The organism is Ensifer aridi (assembly GCF_002078505.1).
Lineage (GTDB): Bacteria > Pseudomonadota > Alphaproteobacteria > Rhizobiales > Rhizobiaceae > Sinorhizobium > Sinorhizobium aridi.
This window is the reverse complement of sequence record NZ_LUAV01000035.1, coordinates 179,526-194,414: the sequence shown is the minus strand read 5'-3', so window position 1 is coordinate 194,414 and position 14,889 is coordinate 179,526. Positions and strand designations below refer to the sequence as shown.

10 protein-coding genes are annotated in these 14,889 nt (G+C 63.3%); 9 read left to right on the top strand and 1 reads right to left on the bottom strand.

The window, feature by feature from the left end; translation table 11 throughout:
- Positions 1-166: 166 nt before the first annotated feature.
- The 7 genes from AYK65_RS26885 (at position 167) to pbpC (ending at position 13,013) form a co-directional block, all read left to right on the top strand.
- On the top strand, positions 167-1,255 hold the full coding sequence (locus AYK65_RS26885) for an ABC transporter ATP-binding protein (RefSeq protein WP_026614925.1): 1,089 nt from the start codon (positions 167-169) through the stop codon (positions 1,253-1,255).
- A gap of 78 nt (positions 1,256-1,333) precedes the next feature.
- Complete coding sequence (locus tag AYK65_RS26880) at positions 1,334-2,632, top strand: ABC transporter substrate-binding protein (RefSeq protein WP_081162216.1); 1,299 nt, start codon at positions 1,334-1,336, stop codon at positions 2,630-2,632.
- A 243-nt stretch (positions 2,633-2,875) separates the two neighbouring features.
- Complete coding sequence (locus tag AYK65_RS26875; RefSeq protein ID WP_046119340.1) at positions 2,876-3,757, top strand: ABC transporter permease; 882 nt, start codon at positions 2,876-2,878, stop codon at positions 3,755-3,757.
- A 1-nt stretch (position 3,758) separates the two neighbouring features.
- Complete coding sequence (locus AYK65_RS26870) at positions 3,759-4,580, top strand: ABC transporter permease (RefSeq protein ID WP_026614922.1); 822 nt, start codon at positions 3,759-3,761, stop codon at positions 4,578-4,580.
- 5 nt (positions 4,581-4,585) lie between these two features.
- Complete coding sequence (locus tag AYK65_RS26865) at positions 4,586-5,323, top strand: aspartate/glutamate racemase family protein (protein WP_026614921.1); 738 nt, start codon at positions 4,586-4,588, stop codon at positions 5,321-5,323.
- A 146-nt stretch (positions 5,324-5,469) separates the two neighbouring features.
- Positions 5,470-10,920 carry an alpha-2-macroglobulin family protein gene (locus AYK65_RS26860; RefSeq protein ID WP_081162213.1) on the top strand — a complete coding sequence of 1,817 codons (5,451 nt, stop codon included), beginning with the start codon at positions 5,470-5,472 and terminating at the stop codon, positions 10,918-10,920.
- Positions 10,921-10,928: 8 nt separating this feature from the next.
- On the top strand, positions 10,929-13,013 hold the full coding sequence (pbpC, locus tag AYK65_RS26855) for a penicillin-binding protein 1C (protein WP_081162210.1): 2,085 nt from the start codon (positions 10,929-10,931) through the stop codon (positions 13,011-13,013).
- 77 nt (positions 13,014-13,090) lie between these two features.
- Here pbpC and AYK65_RS26850 read toward each other — a convergent pair whose 3' ends face one another.
- A complete protein-coding gene (locus AYK65_RS26850) occupies positions 13,091-13,402 on the bottom strand; it encodes a DUF982 domain-containing protein (RefSeq protein WP_081162207.1) in 312 nt (103 codons plus the stop codon).
- A 302-nt stretch (positions 13,403-13,704) separates the two neighbouring features.
- Here AYK65_RS26850 and AYK65_RS26845 point away from each other — a divergent pair, with 302 nt between their 5' ends.
- Both AYK65_RS26845 and AYK65_RS26840 read left to right on the top strand, forming a co-directional pair.
- The gene (locus tag AYK65_RS26845) at positions 13,705-14,184 is read left to right on the top strand and encodes an Hsp20 family protein (protein ID WP_026614917.1); all 480 of its coding nucleotides are present in this window, start codon (positions 13,705-13,707) and stop codon (positions 14,182-14,184) included.
- A gap of 121 nt (positions 14,185-14,305) precedes the next feature.
- A complete protein-coding gene (locus AYK65_RS26840; RefSeq protein ID WP_081162202.1) occupies positions 14,306-14,818 on the top strand; it encodes an Hsp20/alpha crystallin family protein in 513 nt (170 codons plus the stop codon).
- The last annotated feature ends 71 nt before the right edge of the window (positions 14,819-14,889 follow it).

Below are 14,889 nucleotides of genomic sequence, written 5' to 3'. Positions count from 1 at the left end.
TATACAATAGTAGGCATTCTTTGCTGACAAACGCCTATTAAATGTGCAGGCAATTTCGGCTGCGGGCGGAACGGACCGGCTCGTTCGACGAACTTAGCCGCGAAATCAGCCTTTTAGCAAACTGGCATGCTTGATGCTTCTTGTCCGCTGCAAGGAGAAAGCGGGCATGTCCAAAGCAGCAGAAATCGATATCGCCTCCGTTTCAAAGGTCTATGGCGCCACGACGGCTGTTCACGCCATCAGCCTGAAGATCCCGGCCGGCAGCTATTGCTGCCTTCTCGGTCCCTCGGGCTGCGGCAAGACATCGACGCTGCGCATGATCGCCGGACATGAAAGCATCTCGTCGGGCGATATCCGCCTCGGCAACGTCGTCGTGACCGACTTCCCGCCGGCAAAGCGCGGCACCGCGATGATGTTCCAGTCCTATGCGCTCTTTCCCCATCTCGACCTTGTCGACAATGTCGCCTTCAGTCTGAAGATGATGGGCATTGAGAAGCAAGAACGCCGGGCCAAGGCGCTCGAAATGCTCAAGCTGATGCAGATGGAGGCCTATGCGACGCGCCGGCCGGCGCAGCTTTCCGGAGGCCAGCAGCAGCGCGTGGCGCTCGCTCGCGCGCTCATCACCGACCCGGAAGCGCTGCTCCTCGATGAGCCGCTCTCAGCGCTCGATCCCTTCCTGAAGATCCGCATGCGCGCGGAACTCAAGAAGCTGCAGAAGACGCTCGGCATCACCTTCGTGCATGTCACGCACAGCCAGGAAGAGGCGATGGCTCTCGCCGACGTCATCATCATCATGAACAACGGTCGGATCGAACAGGCGGCAGCACCCCGAACCGTGTTCGAAAGGCCGGCGACCGCCTTCGTCGCTCGTTTCATGGGCGACCACAACGTGCTTTCCGGCCGCGTGGCCGCAATCGAAGACGGCATCGTTACGCTGGCTGTGCCGGAGGGCCAGACGTTCGCGGTTCGCGATATCGCGCAGGAGGTTGGAAAGCCCATCGATATCGGCATCCGTACAGATCGTGTGCGGCTCGGCCCCGCCTTGGAGAAATCGCTCGGCTTTGAGGGCGTGGTCTCGAATGTCGAATATCGCGGCGCCTCCGTGAAGATCACCGTCTTCGGAGCCGGCAGTGACGACTTCAACGTCCTCGTCCCCGACGCCGAATACTTCAAGAAACCCGTGTCGACCGGCGACGCGGTATCGCTCAGTTGGGCCTTGGAGGATGTGATCCCCCTCGGCCGCATTTCAGTCTGAAGCGGGGAGAAGAAGCGGCTAACTGCCCGATCCTGCTCAAATCAGCCCATCAAGCACCACCAAAAGGGGAACGAAAGCATGACCACTGAAACAAAGAGTGCTACGCCCGCAAAGGGCATCTCGCGGCGTTCGTTGCTGAAGACAGGGGCGGCCGCCGTCGGCGCCATTGCCGGTTCGGGCGCGATCACCGGCTTCCCGACCATCTGGGCGCAGAACCCGATCACGCTCCGCCAGTTCGGCACCGGCGTCTCAAACATCAATGCGATCGCGGAGAAGTGCAAGGAAGACCTCGGCATCACGCTGGAAATGACGGCGACCGACTCCGATGCCGCGGCGCAGCGCGCCGTCACCCAGCCGGACTCCTACGATATCGCCGACATCGAATATTGGATCGCCAAAAAGGTCTTCCCGACCGGCGTCATGCAGCCGATGGATGTTTCGAAGATCAAGTATTACGACAAGATCGTGCCGCTTTTCATTAATGGCAAGCTGAAACCGGATAGCGTGGTCGCGCAAGGCACCGCTCCGCATACGGTCGGTTTCGTGGATGCACAGGACTCGAAGGCCTTCGCCAAGGAGCCGACGCAGTGGATGACGCTCATCCCGACCATCTATAACGCCGACACGCTCGGCATTCGCCCGGATCTCGTCGGCCGCGAGATCAGCACCTGGGCCGACATCATGGACCCGGCCTTCAAGGGCAAGACGGCGATCCTCAACATCCCGTCGATCGGCATCATGGACGCCGCGATGATCATGGAGGCTATGGGCAACATCAAATATGCCGACAAGGGCAACATGACCAAGGACGAGATCGACCGGACGATCGATTTCCTCATCAAGGCCAAGCAGGACGGCCAGTTCCGCGCCTTCTGGAAGTCCTTCGACGAGAGCGTCAACCTCATGGCCTCGGGCGAGGTCGTCATCCAATCCATGTGGTCGCCGGCCGTCGCTGCCGTCCGCTCGAAAGGCATCGCCTGCAAGTACCAGCCGCTGAAGGAAGGCTACCGCGCCTGGGGCGGCGGCCTCGGCCTTGCCGCCCATCTCCAGGGCGCGCAGCTCGACGCGGCTTATGAATATATCAACTGGTATCTCTCCGGTTGGGTTGGCGCCTATCTCAACCGTCAGGGCTACTACTCGGCGGCCATGGAAACCGCGAAGGCCCACATGTCCGAGGACGAATGGGGCTTCTGGGTCGAAGGCAAGCCCGCCAAGGGCGACATTCTCTCGCCGGAAGGCAAGGTCATGGAGAAGGCCGGCGCCGTGCGCGACGGCGGCTCCTTCGAGGAACGCATGGGCAAGGTCGCCTGCTGGAACTCGGTGATGGACGAAGACCGCTACATGGTCCGCCGCTGGAACGAATTCATCGCGGCCTAACCGGTTGCGCAGGCGGTCGCTTTTCAAGTCGGCTGCCCCTCACCACTAGCCCTCTCCCCGCGCGCGGGGATAGGGGACGAGAATGCCGCCCGCACCTCTCTTCCGCGACGGCTGAGAGGGACGAGAATGCCGCCGCGCGTCCCTTCTCCCCGCCTGCGGGGAGAAGGTGCCAGCAGGCGTGAGGGGCTGCCAGAAAGCTTTTGGAGAAGATAGACCATGACGGCAGTCACAACCTCGGGAGAAATGAAGGCGGGCAAAGCGCCCCGCTCCCTCGTCGCGCCCCGATGGCTCACAGCCTACCTCCAGGCCACGCCCCTCCTCCTGATTCTCGGCTTCTTCTTCATCCTGCCGATCCTGATGATCATCGTCGTGAGCTTCTGGGATTACGATTTCGCGGGCCTCTACCCCGATTTCCTGACGATGAACTATACCGACACGCTCGGCTCCTGGGTTACCTGGAAGACCTATCTCAACACGCTGAAGTTCACCGTCCTTACCTGGGCGCTGACGCTCGTGATCGGCTTTTGGGTCGCCTACTTCCTCGCCTTCCATATCCGCACGACGACGATGCAGATGGTGCTGTTCCTCGTCTGCACCGTGCCGTTTTTCACCTCGAACATCATCCGGATGATCTCCTGGATCCCCGTTCTCGGCCGCAACGGCCTCGTCAATTCGGCTTTGATCAAGCTCGGCGTCATTCCCGAACCGATCGAATGGCTGCTCTATTCTGATTTTGCCGTGGTCCTCGCCCTGGTGCATCTCAACACGCTCTTCATGGTGACGCCGATCTTCAACACGCTGATGCGCATCGACCGTTCGCTGATCGAGGCCGCGCGCGACTGCGGCGCAAACGGCTGGCAAATCCTCTGGAACGTGATCCTGCCGCTCGCAAAACCGGGCATGGCGATCGGATCGATTTTCGTCGTGACGCTGGTCATGGCCGATTTTTCGACCGTTCAGGTCATGTCGGGCGGCCAAAGCGCATCCGTCGCGCTGATGATGAAGAACCAGATGTCCTTGCTGCAGTATCCGGCAGCCGCCGCCAACGCGGTCGTGCTCTTGGTCGTCGTCCTTCTGATGGTCGCGGCGATCCTGAGGATCGTCGATATCCGCAAGGAGCTCTGACATGAGTCGCGAAGCACGATCCAAGGAATTCTACGTACTTGCCGCCTTCTTCGCGCTCTTCGTCCTGTTTCTCTATGGGCCGCTCTCGGCCGTCCTGATCCTCTCCTTCCAAGGGCCGGATGGCGGCCTCACTTTCCCCATGCACGGCGTTTCGCTGCGCTGGTTCTACAATCTTTTCGAGAAGCAGGCGGTCGGCGATTTCGGCGCCTCGTTCCGCCGCTCCTTCATGCTCGGACTGATGGTGATGGTCGTCAACGTCGTCGTGGCGCTGCTGGCAGGCCTTGCCTTCCGCCACCGTTTCCGCGGCTCGACGGCGCTGTTTTACATGACTGTCGCAAGCCTCGTCGTGCCCTCGATCATCATCTCGCTCGGCATCGGCGTCGTCTTTCAGCAGTTCGGGCTGAAGCCAGCCTGGTATTCCTCGGGGTTCGGCGCACACTTGACCTGGACGCTGCCCTTCGGCGTGCTGATCATGTTCGCCGTTTTCAACCGCTTCTCGCCGGCCTATGAGGAAGCCGCGCGCGATCTCGGTGCCACGTCCTGGCAGACCTTCCGCCATGTGGTGCTGCCGATGATCGCTCCGAGCCTCGTCGGCGTCGGCCTCTTCGGCTTCACCCTCTCCTATGACGAATTCGCCCGCACGCTGATGACGTCCGGCACCTACAATACGTTGCCGCTCGAAATCTATGCGATGACCACCAATGTGACGACGCCGGTGCTCTATGCGCTCGGCACAGTCACGACGCTGTTCTCCTTCACAATCATCCTCATCGCACTCGCCGTCATCCTGGTACTCAGGCGCCGGCAGGCAAGAATAAGCTGACATCCATGCGCATTCTGATCGTCAATCCGAATACAACCGTCTCGATGACCGAGAAGGCCGCGGCAGCTGCGCGCGGGGTGGCCGCGCACGGCACCGAAATCATCTCCGCCACGTCGAAGAGCGGACCTGCCTCGATCGAGGGGCACTACGACGGGGCGATCGCCGTGCCCGGCCTGCTTATGGAAATCCGTGATGGTCAGGCGGCCGGGGCTGATGCCGCGATCATCGCCTGTTTCGACGACACCGGGCTCGACGCGGCACGCACGCTTGCCGACATCCCCGTGCTCGGCCTTTGCGAGTCCGCCGTGATGACGGCCGCGCTGCTCGCCGAGCGCTTCACCGTCGTCACCACGCTCGAGCGCTCCCGCGTGCTCATCGAGAACCTGGTCCGCCGCTACGGCGCGGGCGAACGGGCCAAGGTCCGGGCCGCCGATGTTCCGGTGCTCGAACTGGAGGACAAGGCGTCCGCGGCGCTCCCCAAGCTGAAACGCCAGATCGAACTGGCGCTCGATCAGGACGGCGCCGAGGCGATCGTTCTTGGCTGTGCCGGCATGGCCGACCTCGCCCAGTCGCTCCAGCGCGAATATGGAGTGCCGGTCATCGACGGCGTCTCGGCCGCCGTCAAACAGGCCGAGGCGCTGGTGGCGCAAGGGCTTAAAACCAGCAAGCGCGGCTCCTACGCATCGCCGCTCGAGAAGCCCTATAGCGGCGCAATGAGCGCCTTCGCGCCGGTACTCGCCTAAGCCTCCCCAAAGAATGCCTCCGGTTGCAGCGCCGGTCGATCGGCGAGCTGTGCCTTCCTCCTCGCTGCTCGGTTGACAACGCCCGAGGAAGGTTGAAAGAGTGATGCTCAATCGAAACGGGCAGCGTTGGGGAGGACGTCATGTCTATGCGCGCGTTTTTCGGCCTTTCGACCCTTCTTCTCACGCTCGTTTCCCTTGGAACGCCTGCCGCGGCGGCTGAAACCGACCGCAGCATCGAGCTCACGCGCGATGCCGACTATTTCGGCTTCGACCTGCGCACCGAGCAAAACGTCTCGCTCGATCAGTGCCAGAACGCCTGCATTGCCGATCGATCCTGCAGGGCCTTCACCTACAATCCAAAGGTGAAGTGGTGTTTCCTCAAATCCGACTTCAATCAGCTGAACACGTTTACAGGGGCGATCGCCGGAAAGATCGTCGCGACGCCGTCCGGCGAGCCCGACATCGGCGCCCCGCCCAGCCTTTCCTTCATCTCGGAGGAACTCCTGCAGCAGGCGCGCGAAGTCAAGGCGAACCTTGCTCTGACTGAAGACCAGCTTGGTTTCGGCGTGAATGGACTGATCGAAACGGCCCGCAGAGAATCATCCTCCGGCAACTTCGTTCAAGCGCTCAAGGCGTTCCGCGGCGCGTTGGCGATCACGCCCGACGACGGTGCGCTGTGGCTGGAAACCGCCCAGACGGCAAACCGTTTCACCAACGGCGCGGACATGGCGAGCGAGGCCGCCCTGGCCGCGCTCAACGGCTACCAACTGGCCCGGACAACCCAAAGTCGCGCGGAAGCGCTCGCCGTTCTCGCTCGGGCGCTCGAAAACCTGCAGAACTATCGCGCGGCGCTCAGCGCCTACAAGGCGAGCCTTGAGCTCGTCCAGGCAAAGACCGTGGAAACCGCCTATCTCGATCTCAAAGCGCGCCAAGGGTTCCGCGTTACCGGGCACACGATCGATGCCGACAGCGCCAGCCCCCGCGCCTGCGTGCAATTCTCCGAGCAGCTCCTGAAGAACGGTCCGGATTACGCCTCCTTCGTCACGCTCGACGGCGCGGCGCCGCAGGCCGTCGAAGCGAAGGGCAGCGAAATCTGCGTCGAAGGCCTGAAGCACGGGCAACGCTACAAGCTTGCATTCCGACCGGGTCTGCCCTCCTCCGTCGACGAAATCATCGAAACGCCGGTCAGCCTCGACATCTATGTCAAAGACCGCTCGCCGATGGTGCGCTTCACCGGAGACAGCTTCGTGCTGCCGTCCACCGCGCGGCGCGGCATCCCGATCGTTTCGGTGAATACGGAAAGCGCCAACCTCAAGCTCTACCGCATCGGCGACCGCAGCATCTCGTCGCTGCTCACCAGTTCACAGTTCCTGACCCAGATCGACGGTTACGGCGAAGAGCTCATCAAGGACCAAAGCGGCGAACTCGTCTGGCAAGGTGGCATCGACATCGAAACCGAGCTGAACAAGGAAGCGGTCACGAGCTTCCCGGTCGACGAAGTGCTGCCGAAGCGCAAGCCAGGCGTCTACGTGCTGACGGCCACGTCGGGGACCGGCCTCACCCAGGATTGGGATGCACGTGCCACGCAATGGTTCGTCGTCTCCGACATCGGCATTTCGACCTATGCCGGCACGGACGGGCTCAACGTCTTCGTCCGCTCGCTCGCGAGCGCCAAACCGCTCGGTGATGTCGAACTGCAGCTCGTCGCGAAGAACAACGAAGTGCTGGGCACCGCGACGACCGACGCGGAAGGACGCGCGACCTTCGCCGCCGGTCTGATCCGTGGCACGGCCAGCATGACGCCTGCCGTCATCACCGCCAAGAAGGGCGATGACGACTATGTCTTTCTCGATATGACGCGCGCCGGTTTCGACCTCTCCGACCGCGGTGTCACCGGCCGCGCGGCCCCCGGCGCGATCGACCTCTTCTCCTGGACCGAGCGTGGCATCTATCGCGCTGGCGAGACCGTTCATGCGGCCGCACTTGCCCGCGACGTCAATGGTGCGGCGATCGAGAACCTGCCGCTCACCTTCGTCTTCCTGCGGCCGGACGGAGTGGAGGATCGCCGTCTCGTCAGCGGTGGCGGCAAGCTCGGCGGCCACACACTCGATCTGCCGATCCCCGAAAACGCCATGCGCGGCACCTGGACGATGCAGATCTTCACCGATCCGAAGGGCCCGGCGATCGGCGAGAAGCAGTTCCTTGTCGATGATTTCGTGCCGGACCGGACCGAATTCGACCTGACCAGCCAAGCAAAGGCGATCGAGGTCGGAACGCCGATCGAGGTCGCCGTCGACGGCCGCTTCCTCTATGGCGCGCCGGCCGCGGGCCTGACGCTCGAAGGCGGGATTTCGGTCAAGCCGACACGTGAGAGCGAAGCCTTCAAGGGCTACTTCTTCGGCCTTGCCGACGAGGAGGCGAGCGAGGACAGCCGTTTGCCGCTGGAAGGTCTCGAACCGCTCGACGAGAACGGGAAATCCGGCTTCAACGTGGATCTGACCGAGGTTCCCGCGACCACGCAATTGCTCAACGCCAATGTAACGGTGCGCATGCGGGAGGCCGGCGGGAGGGCGGTCGAGCGTTCGCTGACCCTGCCGGTGAAGCCGGAAGGGCCGATGATCGGCATCAAACCGGAGTTTTCCGGCGATCTTGCCGAGAATTCGGTCGGCAAATTCCACGTCATCGCTCTCGGCGCGGACGGGGCGAAGGTGCCGATGCCCGGCCTCGTCTGGAAGCTCGTCAGCGTCGAGCGGAACTATCAATGGTATCGCGACGGAACCGCCTGGAAATATGAGCCGGTGATCTCCACCAAACAAGTGGCGAACGGCACGGTGGATGTCGCGCAAGGCGGCGCGGAGATCGCCGTGCCAGTCGGCTGGGGTCGCTATCGGCTCGAGATAGAGACGGCGGCAATGGATGGCCCTACCTCTAGCGTCGAGTTCGACGCCGGCTGGTATGTCGCGGCGACGTCGACGGAGACCCCGGACGGGCTCGAGATCGCCCTCGACAAGGAGAACTACGCGGTCGGAGAGACGGCGAAGCTCAAGGTCTCGCCGCGATTTGCCGGCGAGCTCCTGGTCACCGTCGGTACGGAGAACCTGATCACGACGAAAACGGCGTCGATCGCCGAAGCCGGTGGCGAAGTGGAGCTGCCGGTCACCGCCGATTGGGGTGCCGGCGCCTATGTGACGGCGACGCTCTATCGCCCCGGCGACGCTCAGGAAAGCCGCATGCCGATGCGGGCGATCGGGGTCAAGTGGTTGGCGGTCGATCCTGCGGAACGCAAGCTTGCCATAACGCTCGACGTGCCTGAGAAGACGCAGCCGCGCCAGCCCCTCGATATCAGCTTGAAGGTGAGAGGCGCCGGCGCGAACGAGGACGCCTACGTTACGGTTGCCGCGGTCGACGTCGGTATTCTGAACCTGACGCGCTATGAAACTCCCGATCCGGACGGCTGGTATTTCGGCCAGAGACGGCTGGGCCTGGAGATCCGCGATCTCTACGGGCGGCTGATCGACGGCTCGCTCGGTGCCACCGGTCGGCTGCGCACGGGCGGCGATGGAGGCCAGATGCCGCTGCAGGGCAACCCGCCGACGGAAAAGCTGGTTGCCTTCTTCTCCGGGCCCGTGAAGCTCGATGCGGACGGCGAGGCGAAGGTCCGCTTCGATATCCCCCCGTTCAACGGAACGGCGCGGGTGATGGCGGTTGCCTGGACGAAGTCCGGCGTCGGCGATGCGGTTAAGGACGTGGTCATCCGCGATCCAGTGGTCGTAACCGCAAGCCTGCCGAAGTTCCTGGCTCCGGGAGACCGGGCGGAATTGCGGCTCGATATTGCCAATACGGACGGTCCCGCCGGCGATTATCAACTGCAGGTGACGTCGAACGGTCCGCTGACCGTCGAACAGACCGGCGCCGCGCAAACCCTGCGGCTTGAAGCCGGCGGCAAATCCGCCGTGAAACTGCCGCTCGTCGGCCAGTATCCGGGCGGCGGCCTGGTGACGGTGACGCTCGCGGGCGCTGCCGGCCCGTCGCTCGAACAGACGCTGGACATCCCGGTGCGACCGGCAACGCTGCCGATCACTGAGCGCCAGGTCGTCAATATCGCCGCCGGCAGCAGCCTGACGGTCGACGACCAGCTGCTCGCCGACAGCGTGCTGCAGGGCGCCTCCGTCAGCCTCAATGTCACGCGCTCTGCCGCTTTCGATATCCCTGCGCTCCTGATGGCGCTCGATCGCTACCCCTATGGCTGTGCAGAGCAGACGACGAGCCGCGCCCTGCCGCTGCTCTACCTCAGTGAGCTTTCGAAGCAATCCGGACTGGCCGAGGACGAAGCCGTGGCCAAGCGCGTGCAGGAGGCGATCTACACCGTGCTTTCCTATCAGTCGTCTGCCGGCAGCTTCGGCCTGTGGAGCCCCGGTTCCGGCGATCTCTGGCTCGACGCCTATGTCACCGACTTCCTGACCCGTGCGCGGGAACAGAAGTTCGACGTCCCGGAACAGGCGATGGTGCAGGCACTCGAAAACCTGCAGAACACGCTGAGCTACGAGACGAATGTCAAGGACCGGGGCAACGAGATCGCCTATGCGCTGTATGTGCTTGCGCGCGACCGCAAGGCCGCGATCAGTGATCTTCGTTACTATGCCGACACGATGCTCGGCGATTTCCCGACGCCGCTCTCAAAGGCGCACATCGCCGCAGCACTGGCGCTCTACGGCGACGCCGAGCGTTCACAGGAGATCTTCGCGGCCGCGGTCAACATGTCGACGGGTCTCGTCAATGTCAGCCTCGCCCGCTCCGACTACGGATCGTCGCTGCGCGACGGTGCCGCGGTGCTGGCGCTCGCCGCCGAAAGCCGGCCCGTGCCGCCGATCATTCCGGAACTTTCGAAGATCGTCGCCAAAGAGTGGCAGCAGTCACGCTACACGAGCACCCAGGAACAGGCCTGGATGCTGCTTGCAGCTCGCGCCATCCAGGGTGGCGATGAGGACATGAGGCTGGAGATTAATGGTGCGGGACGCAGCGGCAGCTACGCCGCGCGCATCACCGGCGACGCGCTGATGGAACATCCGGTCGTCATCCGCAACAACTCCGCCGATGCTGTCTCTGCCGTCGTGACGACGGTTGCCGCCCCTCAGCAGCCACTCTCGGCCGGCGGCAATGGCTTCACCATCGAACGGACCTATTACACGCTCGACGGCGTCGAAGCGAATGTCATGGAGGCGCGGCAGAACGAGCGCTATGTCGTCGTGCTGAAGGTCACGGAGAGCAATGACTGGCCGTCGCGCGTGCTGATCACCGATCTCCTCCCCGCCGGTTTCGAGATCGACAATCCGAGCCTCGTGGACAGTGCCCAGCTTTCGAACTTCGAATGGATCGGCGAGGTCGAGGCCGCCCACACCGAATTCCGCAGCGACCGCTTCGTTGCGGCCTTCGACCGATCGACGGGCGACAACCGCGAGATAACCCTCGCCTATGTCGTGCGCGCCGTGACGCCCGGCACCTATGACCATCCGGCCGCAAGCGTCGAGGACATGTACCGGCCGCAATTCTCGGCGCGCACGGCGACGGGCCGCATGGAGGTGCTGGCAGCCCAGTAGGACGCGCTATGGTCTTCCGGCGGAAACTATTAGTCGCCTTGCCAATCGGCCTCGTCATGACCGCGCTAGCAATAGCCGGCCTCGAATGGGCGAACCGCGCCTTTCCGCCGCCGCTCGAACAGGCTCAAGCCCTCTCGACCGAAGTTCTCGATAAGGACGGGCAGCTGTTACGCGCCTTCGCGACCAAGGACGGTCGTTGGCGCCTGAGGACGACGGTGGACGATGTCGACCCGCGCTTCATCGAGATGCTGATCGCCTACGAAGACCAGCGCTTTGGCGAACATCGCGGGGTCGATCCCTTGGCGCTCGGTCGTGCCGCGCTGCAGTTTGTCACCAACGGCCGCATCATCTCCGGCGCCTCCACCCTCTCGATGCAGGTGGCAAGGCTGATCGAACCGCGCGAACGGCGGACATGGACCGCGAAGCTGTTGCAGATGGCGCGGGCCATCCAGATCGAACGGCGCCTCAGCAAAAACGAAATCCTCGACCTCTATTTGACCCACGCGCCCTATGGCGGCAATCTCGAAGGCGTGCGCGCCGCAAGCCTCGCCTGGTTCGGCAAGGAGCCGCGTCGCCTGTCCATCGCCGAAGCCGCACTTCTCGTCGCCCTGCCGCAATTGCCGGAAAAACGCCGCCCCGATCGCAACCTCGCCGCCGCCGAAGCCGCCCGTGACCGGGTTCTCGCCCGCGCGGCGGTGGCCAAGGTCATCGGCGAAGGCGAGGCCGAGCGCGCGGCAATCGCCGCCATGCCGACCCGGCGCCTGCAGCTACCGGCTCATGCCGCCCATCTCGCCGAAGCGGCGCTGCGCAAGGATCCGAAGGCGGTGCGGCATCAAACGACGCTCCGCCGCGACGTCCAGCGCGGTCTCGAAGCCGCGGCACGCGAGGGCGCCGCAAGACTCGGCCCCAGGGTCTCCGTTGCCATGGTCATGGCTGATGTCAGAACCGGCGAGATCGTCGGAGGAGTCGGCTCAGCCGACTACTTCGACGCCAGCCGCTCCGGCTGGATCGACATGACTCGGATCACCCGCTCGCCAGGCTCGACTTTGAAGCCGTTCATCTATGGGCTTGCGTTCGAGGAAGGGCTGGTCGCCCAGGAAACGATCATTGAGGACAGGCCGGCCGACTTCTTCGGCTACCGCCCGCGCAATTTCGACATGAGCTATCAGGGCGACGTCAGCGTGCGCCAGGCGCTGCAACTATCTCTGAATGTGCCAGCGATCCGGCTCCTCGACGCGGTCGGGCCCGCGCGACTGATGGTGCGCTTCCGTCGCGCCGACGTTCGGCCGAGGCTTCCTCCCAACGAGGCGCCTGGACTAGCCATAGGCCTCGGCGGCGTCGGCATCACCTTGCGCGAGCTCGTCCAGCTCTATGCGGGCCTTGCCAATCGCGGCTGGCCGGTGCGGCTCGGAGACGGCATAGAGGGCAAAGCGGGATTAATCGATGGCGAGCCGCTTCTCTCGCCCGTTGCCACGTGGCAAGTCGCCGATATCCTCTCGGCAGTGTTGCCGCCGGCCGGCAGCCGCCAGCGCGGCATCGCCTATAAGACCGGCACCAGCTATGGCTACCGCGATGCTTGGTCCGTCGGGTTCGACGGCCGCCATGTACTCGGCGTCTGGGTCGGGCGGCCCGACAATGGTGCGGTACCGGGCTTGACCGGTTACGGCGCGGCGGCGCCGATCCTCTTCGAAGCCTTTACCAAAGCCGGGATTGCGATCACGCCCCTACCCGACGCGCCCGGCGGCGCTGTCCGCCTCTCCCAGGCGGATCTGCCGATCAGCCAGCGGCGTTTTTCCATGACGGCGAGCGGCCTGTTGTCGGCGTCGATCCGCGAAACCCCGCCACAGATCGTCTTTCCGCCGGAAGGCGCCCGCGTCGAGCTTGGGGTAAAGAGCGGCAGCGCGATGATGCCGCTGACGCTGAAGCTGCAAGGCGGCCGCGCGCCCTTCCGATGGCTCGCCAACGGCCGTCCGCTGCCGGAAGTCACGCGGCGCCGTGTCAGCCAATGGCTCCCCGATGGCGGCGGCTATTCCACACTGACGGTCATCGACGCGCTCGGGCGGGCAGCCAGCGTTCGCGTATTCGTCGAGTGAGTGTGTGATGCGCCAACGCCCGGTTTTACAAGCTTTGCGCCATCGGCCGGAAGGCGTAGCGTGTCCGGCCGATGAAGCTATCCTCGTTTCAGGCTGACAAGCTTCGTCGCCGGGTCTTGCGGCTCGCGCGCCGGCGCATTCATGACAAGAGGCATGCCCGCCTCAAGGCAAGCGGCAATGAACGCTTCCCGCGCCACTGCGGCCGGCGTCATGCGGTTAAGCGCACGCCGGCAGGTGCGGACCGCCCGCTCATAGCGCTCTCCCTTGCGCAGCGGCCACTCGTTCTCAAGGAAGTCGAGGGCCTCATAAACGGAGGTGAAGGTACGCGTCAGACCGTTCGAAAGGCGCACCGTGAGGGGGATGGTCCAGGGAATCTCATTGAGAAGCATTTTTCCTCCTTTCACATGCCGTCAATGGATTGACACACAGAGAGATATTGGCGCTCGCAGGGCAAATTCAAGAACCCCGGAAAGCTATGTTGTGCAGCAATTTATGCCGCTTCTACTACCGGTTCCGAGAGGGTTTGCAGGTCTTTTTCGGGCCCGTCGAAGGTCAGACAGGATACCCCTTGAAACCGCGATCCGAGTAACTAAATCGAGGGTGCGAGCCGCCTTTTTAGGGGCTCGCAGTCGGGGAGCGCCGGTCTCTTCGGCGTTCCTCATCGTCCATGTTGCTCAAGGAGGATATGGCTATGAGAACAAGCTTCGATTTCTCGCCCCTTTCGCGCTCCAGCGTAGGCTTCGATCACCTCTTCGACCTGCTCGACTCAGCAAGTCGCATGGCGCCGACCGACAATTGGCCGCCCTACGACATCATGCGCACCGGAGAGAACCAGTACCGGATCGCCATGTCGGTTGCTGGCTTCGCACCCGATGAAATCACGATCACGCATGAACAGCAACTACTGACCGTAAGTGGTGAGAAAGCTGGAGAAGACGACGCCGAATACCTCTATCGCGGCATCGCTGCTCGCAATTTCGAGCGCCGCTTCCAGCTTGCCGACTACGTGACCGTAACCGGCGCGAACCTCGCCAACGGTCTCCTGACGATCGATCTCGTCCGCGAGCTGCCCGAACAGATGAAGCCGCGTCGCATCGAGATCCAGCAGACCGAAAAGCTGCCCTCCGGCGACGGCAAGAAGCAGATCGAGGGCGAAAAGCACGCTGCATAAGAGCAGTGGGCGACGCAACCCCGATCCCGCCGAAGAGCCGGCGGCGGCCGGCCCTTCGGCTCGACAATTGGTTAGGGCGGGATTCTCGATCCCGCTCCAGCGAGAAGAAAGGAACCGACCGATGAATGTACGTGATCTCATTCCGTGGGGCCGCGGACAGGCACAGGTCCCCGCGTCCTATCGCGACAGTGATCGCAATCCTTTCCTGGCATTGCACCGGGAAATGAACAGGCTGTTCGATGACGTTTTCCGCAGCTTCGACACACGCCTGCCCTTGGCTTATGGCGGCCTTTCAGGCTTCGGCGGTTGGCCGAGTGTGGAAGTCGCCGATCGGGATAAGGAAATCAAGGTAACAGCCGAACTGCCGGGGCTCGAGGAGAAGGACATCGAACTCTCCATGGCCGATGGCGTGCTGACGCTGCGGGGAGAAAAGCGGGCCGAGACCGAGGACCAGGAGCATCAGTTCTCTGAGCGCTTCTACGGTCGTTTCGAGCGGCGCATCCCGCTCGGATACGACATAGACGAAGGCAAGGTGAACGCTACATTCAAGAATGGCCTCCTGACGGTCACGCTGCCCAAGACCGAACAGGTCCAGGCCAAGACCAAGCGCATCGCCATCAACAGTAGTTCGTAGTGGGTGAGCCAAAGATGTGGCGGCCCGGTTCACCCGCCACTCGTCGATCTTCCGGACGGAAATACCCTTGC

What these genes read in the sequence shown, in the direction of transcription:
- AYK65_RS26885 (WP_026614925.1), top strand. Translation starts at nt 167, where the DNA reads ATGTCCAAAGCAGCAGAAATCGATATCGCCTCCGTTTCAAAGGTCTAT.
- AYK65_RS26880 (WP_081162216.1), top strand. Translation starts at nt 1,334, where the DNA reads ATGACCACTGAAACAAAGAGTGCTACGCCCGCAAAGGGCATCTCGCGG.
- AYK65_RS26875 (WP_046119340.1), top strand. Translation starts at nt 2,876, where the DNA reads ATGAAGGCGGGCAAAGCGCCCCGCTCCCTCGTCGCGCCCCGATGGCTC.
- AYK65_RS26870 (WP_026614922.1), top strand. Translation starts at nt 3,759, where the DNA reads ATGAGTCGCGAAGCACGATCCAAGGAATTCTACGTACTTGCCGCCTTC.
- AYK65_RS26865 (WP_026614921.1), top strand. Translation starts at nt 4,586, where the DNA reads ATGCGCATTCTGATCGTCAATCCGAATACAACCGTCTCGATGACCGAG.
- AYK65_RS26860 (WP_081162213.1), top strand. Translation starts at nt 5,470, where the DNA reads ATGCGCGCGTTTTTCGGCCTTTCGACCCTTCTTCTCACGCTCGTTTCC.
- pbpC (WP_081162210.1), top strand. Translation starts at nt 10,929, where the DNA reads ATGGTCTTCCGGCGGAAACTATTAGTCGCCTTGCCAATCGGCCTCGTC.
- AYK65_RS26850 (WP_081162207.1), bottom strand. Translation starts at nt 13,402, where the DNA reads ATGCTTCTCAATGAGATTCCCTGGACCATCCCCCTCACGGTGCGCCTT.
- AYK65_RS26845 (WP_026614917.1), top strand. Translation starts at nt 13,705, where the DNA reads ATGAGAACAAGCTTCGATTTCTCGCCCCTTTCGCGCTCCAGCGTAGGC.
- AYK65_RS26840 (WP_081162202.1), top strand. Translation starts at nt 14,306, where the DNA reads ATGAATGTACGTGATCTCATTCCGTGGGGCCGCGGACAGGCACAGGTC.